This is a genomic window from Stenotrophomonas sp. YJH_SMC_135 (assembly GCF_059372355.1).
In genome coordinates this window covers 215650-229700 of record NZ_JCAFVN010000004.1, presented here as the reverse complement: position 1 = coordinate 229700, position 14051 = coordinate 215650, and the positions used below count along the sequence as shown (strand labels likewise).

Annotated in this window: 15 protein-coding genes; 12 read left to right on the top strand and 3 right to left on the bottom strand. The window is 67.0% G+C overall.

Going from position 1 to position 14051, the window contains the following annotated elements; genetic code table 11:
* The first annotated feature begins 10 nt into the window (after positions 1–10).
* The 3 genes from AC5P98_RS15815 to AC5P98_RS15805 are packed head-to-tail and all read left to right on the top strand — an operon-like array spanning position 11 to position 3748.
* The gene (locus AC5P98_RS15815) at positions 11–1000 is read left to right on the top strand and encodes a YheT family hydrolase (RefSeq protein ID WP_049408361.1); all 990 of its coding nucleotides are present in this window, start codon (positions 11–13) and stop codon (positions 998–1000) included.
* 56 nt (positions 1001–1056) lie between these two features.
* The gene (locus AC5P98_RS15810) at positions 1057–3126 is read left to right on the top strand and encodes a tetratricopeptide repeat protein (RefSeq protein ID WP_053495707.1); all 2070 of its coding nucleotides are present in this window, start codon (positions 1057–1059) and stop codon (positions 3124–3126) included.
* A gap of 10 nt (positions 3127–3136) precedes the next feature.
* Complete coding sequence (locus AC5P98_RS15805) at positions 3137–3748, top strand: YbhB/YbcL family Raf kinase inhibitor-like protein (RefSeq protein WP_014645487.1); 612 nt, start codon at positions 3137–3139, stop codon at positions 3746–3748.
* Positions 3749–3874: 126 nt separating this feature from the next.
* Here AC5P98_RS15805 and AC5P98_RS15800 read toward each other — a convergent pair whose 3' ends face one another.
* From AC5P98_RS15800 to AC5P98_RS15790, 3 genes are all read right to left on the bottom strand, one after another.
* Complete coding sequence (locus AC5P98_RS15800) at positions 3875–4333, bottom strand: META domain-containing protein (RefSeq protein WP_049408347.1); 459 nt, start codon at positions 4331–4333, stop codon at positions 3875–3877.
* A 169-nt stretch (positions 4334–4502) separates the two neighbouring features.
* Positions 4503–5327 carry an META and DUF4377 domain-containing protein gene (locus AC5P98_RS15795; protein WP_032961635.1) on the bottom strand — a complete coding sequence of 275 codons (825 nt, stop codon included), beginning with the start codon at positions 5325–5327 and terminating at the stop codon, positions 4503–4505.
* Between the two features lie 73 nt (positions 5328–5400).
* Entirely contained in the window at positions 5401–6195 is a 795-nt protein-coding gene (locus AC5P98_RS15790; protein WP_014645490.1) for an undecaprenyl-diphosphate phosphatase, read from the bottom strand.
* Positions 6196–6417: 222 nt separating this feature from the next.
* Between AC5P98_RS15790 and glnA the strand changes: the two genes are divergently transcribed.
* The 9 genes from glnA (at position 6418) to AC5P98_RS15745 (ending at position 13957) form a co-directional block, all read left to right on the top strand.
* On the top strand, positions 6418–7827 hold the full coding sequence (gene glnA, locus AC5P98_RS15785) for a type I glutamate--ammonia ligase (protein ID WP_495230097.1): 1410 nt from the start codon (positions 6418–6420) through the stop codon (positions 7825–7827).
* Between the two features lie 321 nt (positions 7828–8148).
* Positions 8149–8487 (top strand): P-II family nitrogen regulator, encoded by a 339-nt coding sequence (locus tag AC5P98_RS15780; RefSeq protein WP_004134334.1) that lies wholly within the window; start codon positions 8149–8151, stop codon positions 8485–8487.
* Positions 8488–8509: 22 nt separating this feature from the next.
* Positions 8510–9940, top strand: coding sequence for an ammonium transporter (amt, locus tag AC5P98_RS15775; protein WP_053495709.1), 1431 nt, complete (start codon positions 8510–8512; stop codon positions 9938–9940).
* A gap of 235 nt (positions 9941–10175) precedes the next feature.
* The gene (locus tag AC5P98_RS15770; protein WP_495230096.1) at positions 10176–10640 is read left to right on the top strand and encodes a hypothetical protein; all 465 of its coding nucleotides are present in this window, start codon (positions 10176–10178) and stop codon (positions 10638–10640) included.
* Positions 10641–10778: 138 nt separating this feature from the next.
* On the top strand, positions 10779–10946 hold the full coding sequence (locus AC5P98_RS15765) for a hypothetical protein (protein WP_154806562.1): 168 nt from the start codon (positions 10779–10781) through the stop codon (positions 10944–10946).
* A gap of 51 nt (positions 10947–10997) precedes the next feature.
* Entirely contained in the window at positions 10998–11486 is a 489-nt protein-coding gene (locus AC5P98_RS15760; RefSeq protein WP_049408341.1) for a hypothetical protein, read from the top strand.
* 67 nt (positions 11487–11553) lie between these two features.
* A complete protein-coding gene (locus AC5P98_RS15755) occupies positions 11554–12300 on the top strand; it encodes an N-acetylmuramoyl-L-alanine amidase (protein ID WP_069118180.1) in 747 nt (248 codons plus the stop codon).
* A 67-nt stretch (positions 12301–12367) separates the two neighbouring features.
* Positions 12368–13534, top strand: coding sequence for a murein transglycosylase A (mltA, locus tag AC5P98_RS15750; RefSeq protein WP_495230095.1), 1167 nt, complete (start codon positions 12368–12370; stop codon positions 13532–13534).
* Between the two features lie 108 nt (positions 13535–13642).
* Positions 13643–13957: a hypothetical protein gene (locus AC5P98_RS15745; RefSeq protein WP_005411860.1), complete on the top strand. Its 315-nt coding sequence runs from the start codon at positions 13643–13645 to the stop codon at positions 13955–13957.
* Positions 13958–14051 lie beyond the last annotated feature (94 nt).

Below are 14051 nucleotides of genomic sequence, written 5' to 3'. Positions count from 1 at the left end.
CACGCCGACGCTGCACGCGGCTGACTACCAGCCACCGCGCTGGCTGCGCAATCCGCACCTGCAGTCGATGCTCAGCTCCAGCCGCATGCGCCTGCAGCGCGGCCTGCTGCTGCTGGCCGCGACCGGCGCGATCAGCGAAGAACTGATCCTCGACGGCGGCGACGGCGTGCGCCTGCAGGGCTGGCACAGCCATGTCGAAGGTCGCGAACCCAAGGGCATGGCCCTGCTGCTGCACGGCTGGGAAGGCAGTGCCGAATCCAGCTACATGCGCATGGCGGCCGCGCGCATGCTCGAACAGGGCTTCGACGTGGTGCGGCTGAATTTCCGCGACCACGGCAATACCCATCACCTCAACCCCGGCATCTTCCACTCCAACCTGATCGACGAAGTGGTGCATGCCGCAGGCGATATCGCCCAGCGCTGGCCGCAGCTGCCGCTGGTGGCCGCCGGCTACTCGCTGGGCGGCAACTTCGTGCTGCGCCTGGCCCTGCGTGCGCCGGCGGCCGGCGTGCCGCTGCTGCGCGTCGCCTCGGTATGCCCGGTGCTGGACCCGGCGCTGACCATGGAGAGCATCGAGAACGGCCCGGCAATGTACGACTGGTACTTCCGGCGCAAGTGGGCCGGTTCGTTGCGGCGCAAGCGCGACCTGTTCCCCGAACTGAGCGACTGCGACGACCGCGTGCTGAAGCTGGACATCCGCGCGTTGACCGCCTGGCTGGTCGAGCGCCACACCAGTTTCGGCTCGTTGCAGGCCTATTTCGACGGCTACTCGATTGCCGGCGACCGCCTGTCCTCGCTGCAGGTGCCGGCCGACATCCTGATGGCGCAGGATGACCCGGTGATCCCGTACGCGACCTTCAGCGACTGGCAGCTGCCGCGCCAGGCGCACCTGGAAACCGCCTGCTGGGGCGGCCACTGTGGCTTCCTGGAAAACTGGCGCGGTGACGGCTTCTCCGAGCGCTGGGTGGCGCAGCGCCTGCAGCGCGTGCTGCAAGGCTGAACCGGCACGGGCGCGCAGGCCGCTACAATGCGGGTTTGCCCTTGAACCGGACCGCCATGCAAGACCAGATCATCCAAGCGTTGCGCCAGAACGAGGCCGACCAGGCCGTGCAGCTGGCCCAGGCGTGGACCCGTGATGAACCCGGCCAGGCCGAGGCCCACCGCTGGCTGGCGCTTGCGCTGCAGCAGCAGGGCAAGGCCGAGGACGCGATGGAGGCCCTGCAGCAGGCGCTGCAGCTGGCCCCGGACAATGCCCAGCTGCACCTGCAGCACGCCGGCCTGCTGCTGGCCCTGCGCCAGTTCGACGGCGCTGGCGAAGCACTGACGCGCACCACCGGGCTGGACCCGAACGCCTTCGCTGCCTACCTGATGCAGGCCCACCTGGCGATCGGCCGCAACGATTTCGATGAAGCGCAGCGCCTGTCCACCCTGGCCTCGCGTGTCGAACCGGACCACCCGGAACTGCTGACCATCGACGGCATGATCGCGCTGCGCCGCGATGATGCCGATCGCGCGCTGACGCTGCTGTCGGCTGCCAACCAGGCCCAGCCCAACGACATTCGCGTGCTCTACGCACTGGGCTTCGCCTACCTGGGCAAGAACATGCTGGCCTTCGCCGAGCAGGCGTTCCGCCGCGTGCTGGAACTGAACCCGACCATCGCCTCGCTGCATGGCCTGGTGGTGCAGCTGGCCATGCGCCAGGGCAACCTGGACGCTGCCGCCGAAGCGATGCAGATCGCGCTGCAGCAGCAGGGCCTGGATACGCCATCGATGCGCCGCCTGGCCGGCGAACTGGCACTGCGCGGCGGCCAGCCGCTGCAGGCGCTGGAGCACCTGCTGCCGTTGCTGGAATCGCTGCCTGACGACCGCGACGTACTGCAGTTGCTGCTGATGTCCTGGCAGCGCCTGGGCCGCGAAGACGAGGCCCGCGCACGCCTGGATGCCGCCCTGGAGCAGCACCCGCAGCTGCACGACCTGTGGCTGGCACGCCTGGCGGTGGAAGAGGTCGGCAGTGCCACCGCCGCCGCCACGGTCGAGCGCTGGATGGACGCGATGCCGGGCCACCTGCCGGCGCTGGAAGCGCGCCTGCGCCTGCACGACATGGTGGGCGAACACGCCCAGGCCGAAGCGATCGCCGAGCGCATCGTCAACCTCGAACCGGGCCGCGTCAGCGGCGAAACCCGCCTGGTCGAAGGCCTGCTGCAGCGCGATCCGGCCGCCGCGGTCGCCCGCGTGCAGGCGCTGATCGACATGGCACCGGAAGGCCACCGCGCCGACCTGCGCACCTGGCTGGGTGAGATCCAGGATCGCGCCGGGCAGCACGAAGACGCGCTGCAGACCTGGCTGGCACTGCAGGCCGACCAGGCACCGCAGCGCCTGCCGCTGCCGCCGCAGGCCAAGGCGCCGCCGAGCTGGCCGGACAAGGGCGAGATCGACGGTGATGCCACTTCCGCGCCGATCTTCCTGTGGGGCGCGCCGGGTTCGGGCGTGGAGCGCGTGGCGACCGGCCTGGCCGCCGCCAGCCCGGTGCTGCGCAGCGACCGCTATACCTCCAACGCACCCGACGACGCGTTCCAGAACTACCACACGCTGCAGGACCTTGCCTCGGGCGTGCTGACCCCGGAGCGGCTGGTGCAGCGCTGGCGCGAACAGCTGCCGTCGCGCGGCGTGCAGGACGACGCGATCATCGACTGGCTGCTGTGGTGGGACAACGCGCTGCTGTGGGCGCTGCGCCCGCAGCTGCCGCAGGGCCGCCTGCTGGTGGTGCTGCGCGATCCGCGCGACATGCTGCTGGACTGGGTGGCCTACGGTGCCGCCGCACCGCTGGCAATGACCTCGCTGGCCGAAGCCAGCGAATGGCTGGCGCGCGCGCTGGCCCAGGTCGCCGCCCTGCACGAGGACGATCTGTACCCGCAGGTGCTGCTGCGCATCGACCAGATCGGCAACGATCCGCAGGCGATGGCCGAACTGCTGGGCCGCCTGTTCGAGCGGCCGATGCCGCCAGCCGCGCAACTGGGTGCGCCGCGCTTCCCGCCGGGCCACTGGCGCAACTACCGCGACGTGATGAGCGCCGCCTTCGCCAAGCTCACCCCGATCGCGGTGCGCCTGGGTTACCCGGAAGAGTGAGGACACGCCGATGCAACTGAGCAGCCACAGCCTGACCAACGGTGCACCGATCGACCGCGAATTCGCCGCCGGCGATGCCGCGGGCTTCGCACCGGACCGCAATCCGCACCTGGCCTGGAGCGATGTGCCGGAGGGCACCCGTTCGTTCCTGCTGGTGTGTGTCGATCCGGACGTGCCGACCGTGCCGGAGACGGTCGGCCGCACCGACATGAGCGTGCCGCGCGACCAGCCGCGCTGTGATTTCGTGCATTGGGTAATGGCCGACATTCCGGCCTCGGTGCGCGAGATCGCCGCAGGCAGCTGCAGCGACGGCTTCGTGGTGAAGGGCAAGTCCGAACCGGCCGGCCCGGCCGGCAGCCGCCAGGGCCTGAACGACTTCACCGGCTGGTTCGCAGGCAATCCGGACATGGCCGGTGACTACCTGGGCTATGACGGCCCGTACCCGCCGTTCAACGACGAACGCCTGCACCACTACTTCTTCCGCGTGTTCGCGCTGGACGTGGCATCGCTGCAGCTGCCGGCACGCTTCACCGCCGCCGACGCCTACCGCGCCATGCACGGCCACGTGCTCGCCGAAGCGGCACTGCACGGCACCTACACCTTGAACCCGGCGCTGGGCTGAGGCGGCATGACGGGTCGTGCCGGCCGCTGGCCGGCAACGCCCGTGTGCTGCCGGATCCGCGCATGGCAGCCGGCCAGCGACCGGCGCCATCGCCAACGAAGACGGGCGGCCCTGCGGCCGCCCTTTTCATTCGTCCGTACCGGGTACCGGCGCGAACACCAGCACATCGCCGTGCGCATTGCGCAGCAGCAGGCGGCCACGTTCATCCAGCGCAAGCGTCAGCTCTGCGCGTGCATTCACCAGCGTGCCGGCGACACGTTCCTGTTCGGCCACCTCGGGCCGGATGCACGCGGCTGTGGTGATGATGCCGCCCTCCAGGACCAGCCGGTCACCTTGCAGGTGATAGGTGCTGCTTGACTGGTTGCACAGGTTCAACTGGCTCATGTAGCCGGGCTGGAAGCGCAGCGTGTAGGGCGGTCGACCACGCACGAACAACGCGTCAATGCGCCGGCCCTGTGCGTCGGTGGCGCGCGCCAGTTGCCACGGATGTGCCTCGAGCTGCCCGGTGGTGGGCGTGCTGGCAGCGGCCACAGCCGTAGACATGGCCAGCAGCGCGACAATGGTGAAGGCGGGGACGTGCTTCATGCCGATCTCCCTGATGCATGCGGGTAGTGCCGGCCGCTGGCCGGCAATATCCGTGTGTTGGCGGTGCTCCGCAGGGCAGCCGGCCAGCGGTCGGCGCTACAACGTCAATGAAGAAGGGCGGCCTTGCGGCCGCCCTTCAAGATGCAGCCGACCAACAGTCGGCGCTACATCACTTCTCGATGGCCGACTCGACCACCATGTCCAGCACGTACGCCTGCGACGGCGCATCGGCCGGCGGGTTCTTCACTTCGTAGCGCTTCACGCGCACCACGTTGCGCACGCCGTCTTCGTGGGTGTAGCCCTCGATGGTGCCGTAGAAGTTCTCGAACTTGCCCGGCTCACCCTGCTTCAGGCCCTTGTCGTCGAACTTCACTTCGCGCACCTGCAGGCACTGGTAGTCCGGGATCAGCGGGTGCGAGCACTTCTGCGTCTTGGCGGCCACTTCCAGGAACACGGTTTCGCCGGCGCCGCCGTAGCGGGTTTCAGCGGTCGGCTCCGGGTTGAACACCAGCACGTCGCCCTTGGCGTTGGTCAGCGTCAGCTTGCCATCGGCATCCTGCTCGGCCTTCAGCTCGCCCTGCAGGCGGCTCGACACGGCTTCGTCCAGCGCCATCAGCGCCTTGTCGGTGCAGGCCATCATGGTCGAGGCCATCGCGCTGACCGTCAGCTTGCCGTCGGCCAGGGTGTAGCCGCCGCCCATGCGGTTGCAGGTGTTGCTGACCGACAGTCGGCCATCTGCGAAGTCCAGGGTGACCGGCTTGTCTTCGCGGGCGAACAGCGCGTCGATGCGCTTGCCGTCGGCGCCGGTGGCCTGCTGCAGCAGCCAGTGCTGGCTCTGCAGGCGCTGCGCATCCAGGTGCGCCAGCGTCTGCTGGTCTGCTGCCTTGGCCGCGGCCGGGGCCACGTCGTCGCCGCCGGTGCCGGCCGGGGCCGGGGTCTGGCTGCAGGCGGCCATCAGGGCCAGCGGGAGGAGCAGGGTGAGCTTGCGGTTCATGGTGATTCTCCTTGGGGAACCGTGGGGGAAACGGGGTGGGGCCGGCAACGGGGTTACCGTACCCCGGCGCTGTTCAGCTGCCGGAGGGCAACCACAGCAGCAGCGCCGCGCCCAGTGCGATGCGGTAGATCGCGAAGGCGGTGAACCTGTGCGACTTGATGTAGCCCATCAGCCACTTCACTACGACGAAGCCGGTGATGGCCGCGGCAAGGAAGGCCACGCCCACGTCGGCCCAGTCCTCGCTGCCCAGCTGCCCGGCCTTGGCCATTTCCAGGAAGGTGTAGGCGCTGGCGGCGAACATGGTGGGAATGCCGACCAGGAACACGAACTCGGCGGCGGCGGCGCGGCGGCTCAGGCCCAGCAGCATGGCCAGGAAGATCGCCGAGGCCGAGCGCGAGGTGCCGGGGAACACGCCGGCCACGACCTGTGCCAGGCCCACGCCGATCGCCACCGTCCAGGTCACCTGGTCGCGGTCGGGCAGGCGCGCGGTGTAGGCCTCCACCAGCAGCATCCAGACACCACCGATGATCAATGCCCAGGCCACCGGGCTGACCGTCTCCGGCAGCGACCAGCCGGCCTTGCGCACCACCAGGCCGACCACGGCGGTGACCAGGAAGGCGGCGCCCAGCTTGAACACGTACTCACGGTTCTCGCGCTGGTTGAAGCCGGTGGCCAGCTGCAGCAGGCGCTGGCGGAACACCAGCACCACGGCCACGATCGCGCCGGCCTGGATGACGATGTTGAAGAAGTCCGAGCGGGCACCCAGCCAGTGCTGGGCGATGAGCAGGTGGCCGGTGCTGGAGATCGGCAGGAATTCGGTCAAGCCTTCGAGGATGCCCAGCAGCAGGGCGGAGAGCAGGTCGGACATGGACGGTGCGTGACGCGCGGCGGAAGGAAGAAGGTCGAGAGGATAGACGATCCCTGCCGCACCAAACGGGTGCGTCTGGTGGCGGGTGCACCCGTTTGGTGCGCACCGTTCTGCACCGCCACGGAGCGCCCTTTTTGAAATCAATGACTTGCGGCCAGCGAAAAGTTGGCACGGTCGTTGCTGTACCTCAGCAGGCATTCATCCCCATCCGAGGTCGTACCGATGTCCGTGGAAAACGTTGAGAAGCTGATCAAGGACAACCAGATCGAGTTCGTCGATCTGCGTTTCGTGGATATGCGTGGCGTCGAGCAGCACGTCACCTTCCCGGTCAGCATTGTCGAACCGTCGCTGTTCGAAGAAGGCAAGATGTTCGACGGCAGCTCGATCGCCGGCTGGAAGGGCATCAACGAATCGGACATGGTCCTGCTGCCCGACACCACCAGCGCCTACGTCGACCCGTTCTACGCAGATCCGACCATCGTGATCAGCTGCGACATCCTCGATCCGGCCACCATGCAGCCGTACGGCCGCTGCCCGCGCGGCATCGCCAAGCGCGCCGAGGCCTACCTGAAGTCCTCCGGCATCGCCGAAACCGCGTTCTTCGGCCCGGAGCCGGAGTTCTTCATCTTCGACTCGGTCCGTTTCGCCAATGAAATGGGCAACACCTTCTTCAAGGTCGATTCCGAAGAAGCCGCCTGGAAAAGCGGCGCCAAGTACGACGGCGCCAACAGCGGCTACCGTCCGGGCGTGAAGGGCGGCTACTTCCCCGTGCCGCCGACCGACACCCTGCACGACCTGCGCGCCGAGATGTGCAAGACCCTGGAACAGGTCGGCATCGAAGTGGAAGTGCAGCACCACGAAGTGGCCACTGCGGGCCAGTGCGAGATCGGCACCAAGTTCAGCACCCTGGTGCAGAAGGCCGATGAACTGCTGCGCATGAAGTACGTGATCAAGAACGTCGCGCACCGCAACGGCAAGACCGTTACCTTCATGCCCAAGCCGATCGTGGGCGACAACGGCAGCGGCATGCACGTGCACCAGTCGCTGTCCAAGGGCGGCACCAACCTGTTCTCCGGTGACGGCTACGGTGGCCTGAGCCAGCTGGCGCTGTGGTACATCGGCGGCATCTTCAAGCACGCCAAGGCCATCAATGCCTTCGCCAACTCGGGCACCAACAGCTACAAGCGCCTGGTGCCGGGCTTCGAGGCGCCGGTGATGCTGGCCTACTCGGCCCGCAACCGTTCGGCCTCGTGCCGCATTCCGTGGGTGTCCAACCCGAAGGCGCGCCGCATCGAAATGCGCTTCCCGGACCCGATCCAGTCCGGCTACCTGACCTTCACCGCACTGATGATGGCCGGCCTGGACGGCATCAAGAACCAGATCGACCCGGGTGCACCGAGCGACAAGGACCTGTACGACCTGCCGCCGGAGGAAGAGAAGCTGATCCCGCAGGTCTGCTCCTCGCTGGACCAGGCGCTGGAAGCGCTGGACAAGGACCGCGAGTTCCTGAAGGCCGGCGGCGTGATGAGCGATGACTTCATCGACGGCTACATCGCGCTGAAGATGCAGGAAGTGACCAAGTTCCGCGCGGCCACCCACCCGCTGGAATACCAGCTGTACTACGCCAGCTGACCGGATGCGATGGCGGTGGGTTCCCCCTCCCACCCGCCGTCATCGCTTCCGTTTTCGCGGCTGGGGAGCCGCGGTCAGATCGGGGTCGGATCCCGTTCGTTTACGAATGGGCGCTGATCCCTATCCAGGGGCAAGAGAGAGACCGGATACGCGACCAGGGCCGCCCTCCCTCCCGCGTCGGTCGTGCAAGGAGAGAGGCACGGCCGTCCCGGCCCTGTACGTGTCCGGTGCAACAGCCACGGTCATCATCCTGATGACCCGTGGTTGCCTGATGCCAACGCGCGCTGGCGCGCTGGCCCCATCCACCCTCGGGACATGCGCATGAAACTGATCTCCGCCATCATCCGACCGTTCAAGCTCGACGAGGTCCGCGAGGCCCTGTCCGATGCAGGCGTGTCGGGCATCACCGTGACCGAAGTGAAAGGTTTCGGTCGCCAGAAGGGCCACACCGAGCTGTATCGCGGCGCCGAGTACGTCGTCGATTTCCTGCCCAAGATCAAGATCGAAACGGTGGTCACCGACGAGCGTGCCGACGCGGTGATCGAAGCGATCCAGTCGTCGGCAGGCACCGGCAAGATCGGTGACGGCAAGATTTTCGTCACCGCCGTCGAACAGGTCATCCGCATCCGCACCGGCGAAATCGGTGCCGACGCGCTGTAACCCCCTTCCGGAGATTCCCCCCATGAAGATGCGCCTTCTCACCGGGTGGCAAGCCCGGTTCCATCTGGTGTGCCTGTTGATGCTGCTCAGCGCACTGGCCGCCGGTGCCTGGCCGGGCAGCGCCCATGCCCAGGCCCAGGTATCGCCGTTGCCGAGCGAAAGCGTGGCGGTCGAGCCGCTGCACGATGCGGCCGCCACCGCCGCGGCGCCGGCCGTGGCCGAAGCGGCCGCCGCCTATGATCGTGGCGACGTCGCCTGGATGCTCACCTCGACCCTGCTGGTGCTGTTGATGGTGGTACCGGGCCTGGCCCTGTTCTACGGCGGCCTGGTGCGTTCGAAGAATGTGCTGTCGGTGCTCAGCCAGATCCTGGTGGTGTTCTCGCTGGTGCTGCTGCTGTGGGTGGCCTATGGCTACAGCGCGGTGTTCAGCGCCGGCAATCCGTTCTTCGGCTCGTTCACCGAATTCGCCTTCCTCAAGGGCTTCACCCCGGAGTCGGTGGGCAACACGCCGATCAAGGGCCTGCCGGACTATCTGTTCGTCGCGTTCCAGTCGACCTTTGCCGGCATCACCACCGCGCTGATCGTCGGTGCCTTCGCCGAGCGCATCAAGTTCCGCGCGGTGCTGCTGTTCTCGGCGCTGTGGTTCACCCTCAGCTACATCCCGATGGCACATATCGTCTGGGGTGGCGGCTACCTGGGTGAGCTGGGTGCCATCGACTTCGCCGGCGGTACCGTGGTCCACATCAACGCGGGCGTCGCCGGCCTGGTCGGCGCGTGGTTCGTCGGCAAGCGCCTGGGCTATGGCCAGACCGCGCTGAAGCCGCACAATGTGCCGTTTACCTACATCGGCGCGATGCTGCTGTGGGTGGGCTGGTTCGGCTTCAACGCTGGCTCGGCAGCAGCGGCCGACACCGTGGCCTCGCTGGCCTTCCTCAACACCGTGCTGGCCACCGCTGCCGCCGTGCTTGGCTGGACGCTGGTGGAAGCGATCGGCAAGGGCAAGCCGTCGGCACTGGGCGCTGCGTCGGGTGCGGTGGCCGGGCTGGTCGGCATCACCCCGGCCTGTGGCACCGTCGGGCCGCTTGGCGCGATCGTGATCGGCTTCGTCGCTGGCGTGGTCTGCGTGTGGGGCGTGACCGGCCTGAAGCGCCTGTTGAAGGTGGACGACACCGCCGACGTGTTCGGTGTGCATGGTGTCGGCGGCATCGTCGGCGCGATCCTCACCGGCGTGTTCAGTGCGCAGTCGCTGGGCGGCACAAAGGCCGATCTGGATATCGCCCATCAGGTCTGGGTGCAGGTGGTCAGCGTCGGCCTGACCGTGGTGTGGTCGGCGGTGGTGACCGCGGTCATCCTGCTGGTGGTCAAGGTCGTGGTCGGCCTGCGCGTGACCGAAGAAGCAGAGCGCACCGGCCTGGATGTGACTTCGCACGGCGAGTCCGCCTACGAGGCCTGACGTGGCGGCGCACTGACGTGGTGGGTGCCGACCGTTGGTCGGCACTTCTACAGCTCTGGTGGGTGCCGAGCTTGCTCGGCACTGTTCCTGCTCTGGTGGGTGCCGACCGTTGGTCGGCACAGCGGGTAGCCCATCCACGCATGGCGTGGCTCTACCGTTCCTGCTCCAATGGCTGTCTGCAGGTGGGCGTGTACACGCCTCCAACGACCTCGATGGACTACAGAACGGAGTAGGCGTGATCCAGGCGACTTCCGCAGCAGTGATGGAAGACATCGAATGGTATGTCTACCTGCTGACCCTGGACGACTACAGTCCGCATGCGCTGGTGCGTAGTGTGGCCGGCGCAGGAGATCGAGAACACTGGAGCTTCGCTGTGGAGCTCACCTGTCGCTGCCTTTCCTCCGGTCTGTGGCGACTCTCCTACGGCCTGCCTCCGGAGCTGGGGCTTTCCAGCATCGATGCCTTCTGCCACAAGCTCTCGGTTGTCCGTCCGGATCAGCTTTCCGACGAGGGGCAGGTGCTGTGGCTGGATACCTACATGGAAGCGACGGAGCTGTGCCTGGATCTGGTCTCGCGTTACCTGCGTTCGCAGTCGAGCGGTGAGACGACATTTCATCCAGGATTCCAGGATGAGATCGAACGGCTGTTCTCCGATGCCGGAGTGCCCTGGAGTCGTGGGCCGCTGTTCCCCATCGCCTGAAGCGCCTTTTGCGGAACGGCTTCTCGTAGAAGATGCCCTTTTCCTTCAAGCTGTGCTCTGGATCAGGACGACCTGTCCCGTTGTCGGGGCGGGTGTCGCCCCAGATTCCGAACGGCGTCCAGCGCGCAAGGAGCAGGCGTGAACTATTTCAGGCTCCGTCCATGCAGCGGCATTGGCAGCAAATGGGTGCTGGGTGATGTGGATCATGTGGACAACTTCGGTGCTGCACTGATCGTCAGTGAGGGAGTGAAGTCACGCCTTGAGCGGGCAGGCGTGATTGACGTGATCCTTGATCAGGTCGGGTAGACTGGAAGTGGGACAGGGGTTTCCGTTGCGGCACCAGGGAATGGGTTTCGAATGACTATCCGTGCAGTTCTTTTCCCCTACTGGACCGGCGATTGCCACGTTCCTTCCGGAGAAGAGAAGATCGGTGACGCGCCGGTCGTCCACCATGGGCAGGGACGGGGTGTCGGTGAAATCGCAGCATGGCTGGATGGAGACTTCGGCCATCTCGGCTGCGGCAGCGAACTGCGGACCCGCAGTGCCTTTGCTGCGCCCACAAGGGATGACGAGGGCAGCGCATGCGTCCACTATGGAGAGGGGCATGCCGTCCTGCGGGCAGCCGATTTCCTCCTGGTGTATTCGCGATGGAACTCCCAGGACGTTGTCTTGCTGACGCGACCCCAGATATTGGCTGTGCTTGAGGGCTACGCAGTGTTTCGAAGCATGAATCCGCACAAGAAGCATCGTCCGCCCATGCCGTTCGCCATCGAGTACGAGGCAGAGGGGGAGGACGCCGTCCAAAGGTTCACTCAGGCCGGCGGCTGCTTCGACCCCGAACACTGAAGTCGGGACGTGCTGGTCCGGGATCTCGCGACCGCGACTCTTCATCGCCTGTGGTTAGAATCACACCATGAGTCTCCCTCGCCTGCTGCTGTCCGCCCTCTCAGTGCTGGTCCTGGCGGCCTGCACCGCCACCGCGCCTGTGCAGCACAACCCGCTCGCCACCTGGGTCCCATCACCCAACCAGAACGCGCGCACCCCGGTCATCATCGTCATCCACCACACCGAGCAGAAATCGGTGCAGCAGAGCCTGCATACGTTGCGCACGGCCAACAGCGGTGGGCCGGTCAGTGCGCACTACCTGATCGGCGCCGATGGCCATCGTTACCAGCTGGTCGCTGATGAGCGCCGTGCCTGGCACGCCGGCGCCGGGCGCTGGGGCACCATCACCGATCTCAACTCGGCTTCGATCGGTATCGAGCTCGACAACGATGGCCGCAGCCCGTTCAGTGCGGCGCAGATCGAATCGCTGATCCTGCTGCTGCGCGACCTCACCTCGCGCCTGAACATCCCGCCGCGCCAGGTGATCGGCCATGCCGACCTGGCGCCGACGCGCAAGCAGGATCCGAGCCGCTTCTTCCCATGGCAGCAGTTGGCCGAGGCCGGCTTCGGCGTGTGGCCGCGCGCGGCCGACGGCGCGGCACCGGAAGGATTCGACGCGTGGAATGCGCTGGCCCGCTTCGGCTATCCGCTCGACAACCGCGACGCCACCGTCGCTGCGTTCCACCGCCGCTTCCGTGGCCGCGACGACCTGCCGAAGACGCTGGATGCCGAAGACGCCCGCATCCTGCACTCGCTGCTGCTGCAGACGCCGTGACCCCGCGCATGAACGCTCGGCCTCGCGCTGGGTTGCCGCCCAGCAGCCGGCCCGCCACCATGGCGGCATGATCGATTCCGCTACCTTCTTCAAGCGCAAGAACTGGACCCTGTTGGCAGCGGCGGTGCTCGCCGGTTGCGCCACCACGGCTCCGCGCACGGGTTCCGAAGCGCCCACGCCGACCTCACCGCCGGCGGCCACCTACGCCAAGGTCGACTGGAAAGCCCTGCCAGCGGTCTCGGACAGCGATCTGCAGGCCGGCTTCGTGGCTTGGCGCAGCAGCTGCGCCCGCCTGAAAAGCGACGCTGTCTGGGCCAAGCCCTGCGCCACCGCCGCAGCGGTGTCAGACAAGGACCCGGCCGCGATCCGCCAGTTCCTGCAGCGCGACCTCGATGCCTATGCGCTGCGTGCCGGTGGCCATCAGGCCGACGGATTGATCACCGGCTACTACGAGCCGATCTACCCCGGCAGCCTGACCCGCACCGACAAGGCGACGGTGCCGGTGTACGGCACGCCGGATGATCTGGTGGTGGTGCAGCTGGACAGCCTCTACCCGGAACTGAAGGGCAAGCGCCTGCGCGGGCGCGTCGAAGGCAAGGTGCTCAAGCCCTATGACGACGCCGGCACCATCGCGGCCAAGGGCGCCAAGGCGCCGGTGCTGGCCTGGTTGACCGATCCGATGGACCTGCAGTTGCTGCAGATCCAGGGGTCCGGCCGCGTGCGCCTGGCCGATGGCAAGCAGGTACGGCTGGCCTATGCGGAACAGAACGGCCACCCCTACCGTGCCATCGGTCGTTGGCTGGTGGACCAGGGCCAGCTGAAGAAGGAAGACGTCACCATGGACGCGATCCGCGCCTGGGCCCGGGCCAATCCCGCGCGCGTGCCGGAACTGCTGCGCAGCAATCCCAGCTACGTGTTCTTCGTGCGCAATCCGGACAGCCCGGAAGGCCCGCGCGGTTCACTGAACGTGCCGCTCACTGCGGGCTACAGCGTGGCGGTGGACCGTACCGTGGTGCCGCTGGGCAGCCTGCTGTGGCTGTCGACCACGCGCCCCGATGGCACGCCCGTGGTACGCCCGGTGGCTGCGCAGGACACCGGCGGCGCCATCGCCGGCGAGGTGCGCGCCGACCTGTACTGGGGCAGTGGCGATGCCGCCGGCAAGCTGGCCGGCGACATGAAGCAGAAGGGCAACATCTGGATGCTGTGGCCGAAGGGCGTGCCCCTGCCGAACTGAACCAGCAGGGGGCGGATCCCTTTCCAAAGGAAAGGGCTCTGGCCCCGGATGCCTGATAATGGCGCCATTCCGAACTTTCCGGCCGCGCCTGCGGCCAGGACCCCTGCAATGACCTACGCAAAGCACAACGCAAAACCCGGCGCGAAATCCGCCGCAAAGAAGTACTACAAGCACTGGGCCGAATCGGGCCTGGGCAAGGGCAACGTGCTGATGGAAGCGCGCGGCGACAAGATCGTGCGGCAGGTGGAAATCTACGGCACCAAGATGGTCTGGGCCGACGAGCACGCCCACAGCGATGACCGTTTCCTGCTGGCCGACCAGCCGGTGTCGTTCCTGGATTTCGACGAGGACGACGAAATCTCCGCGCGTGAATTCGAAGCCGCCTGGAAGAAGGCACGGGAAGCCACCGGCTACCCGGTGTAATCCCCCTGGCTCCCGCCCTTGTAGCGCCGAGCCTTGCTCGACGCTGCAAAAGCGGGCATGTGAAATGTTATATGATTACATTTCGCCGCAACTG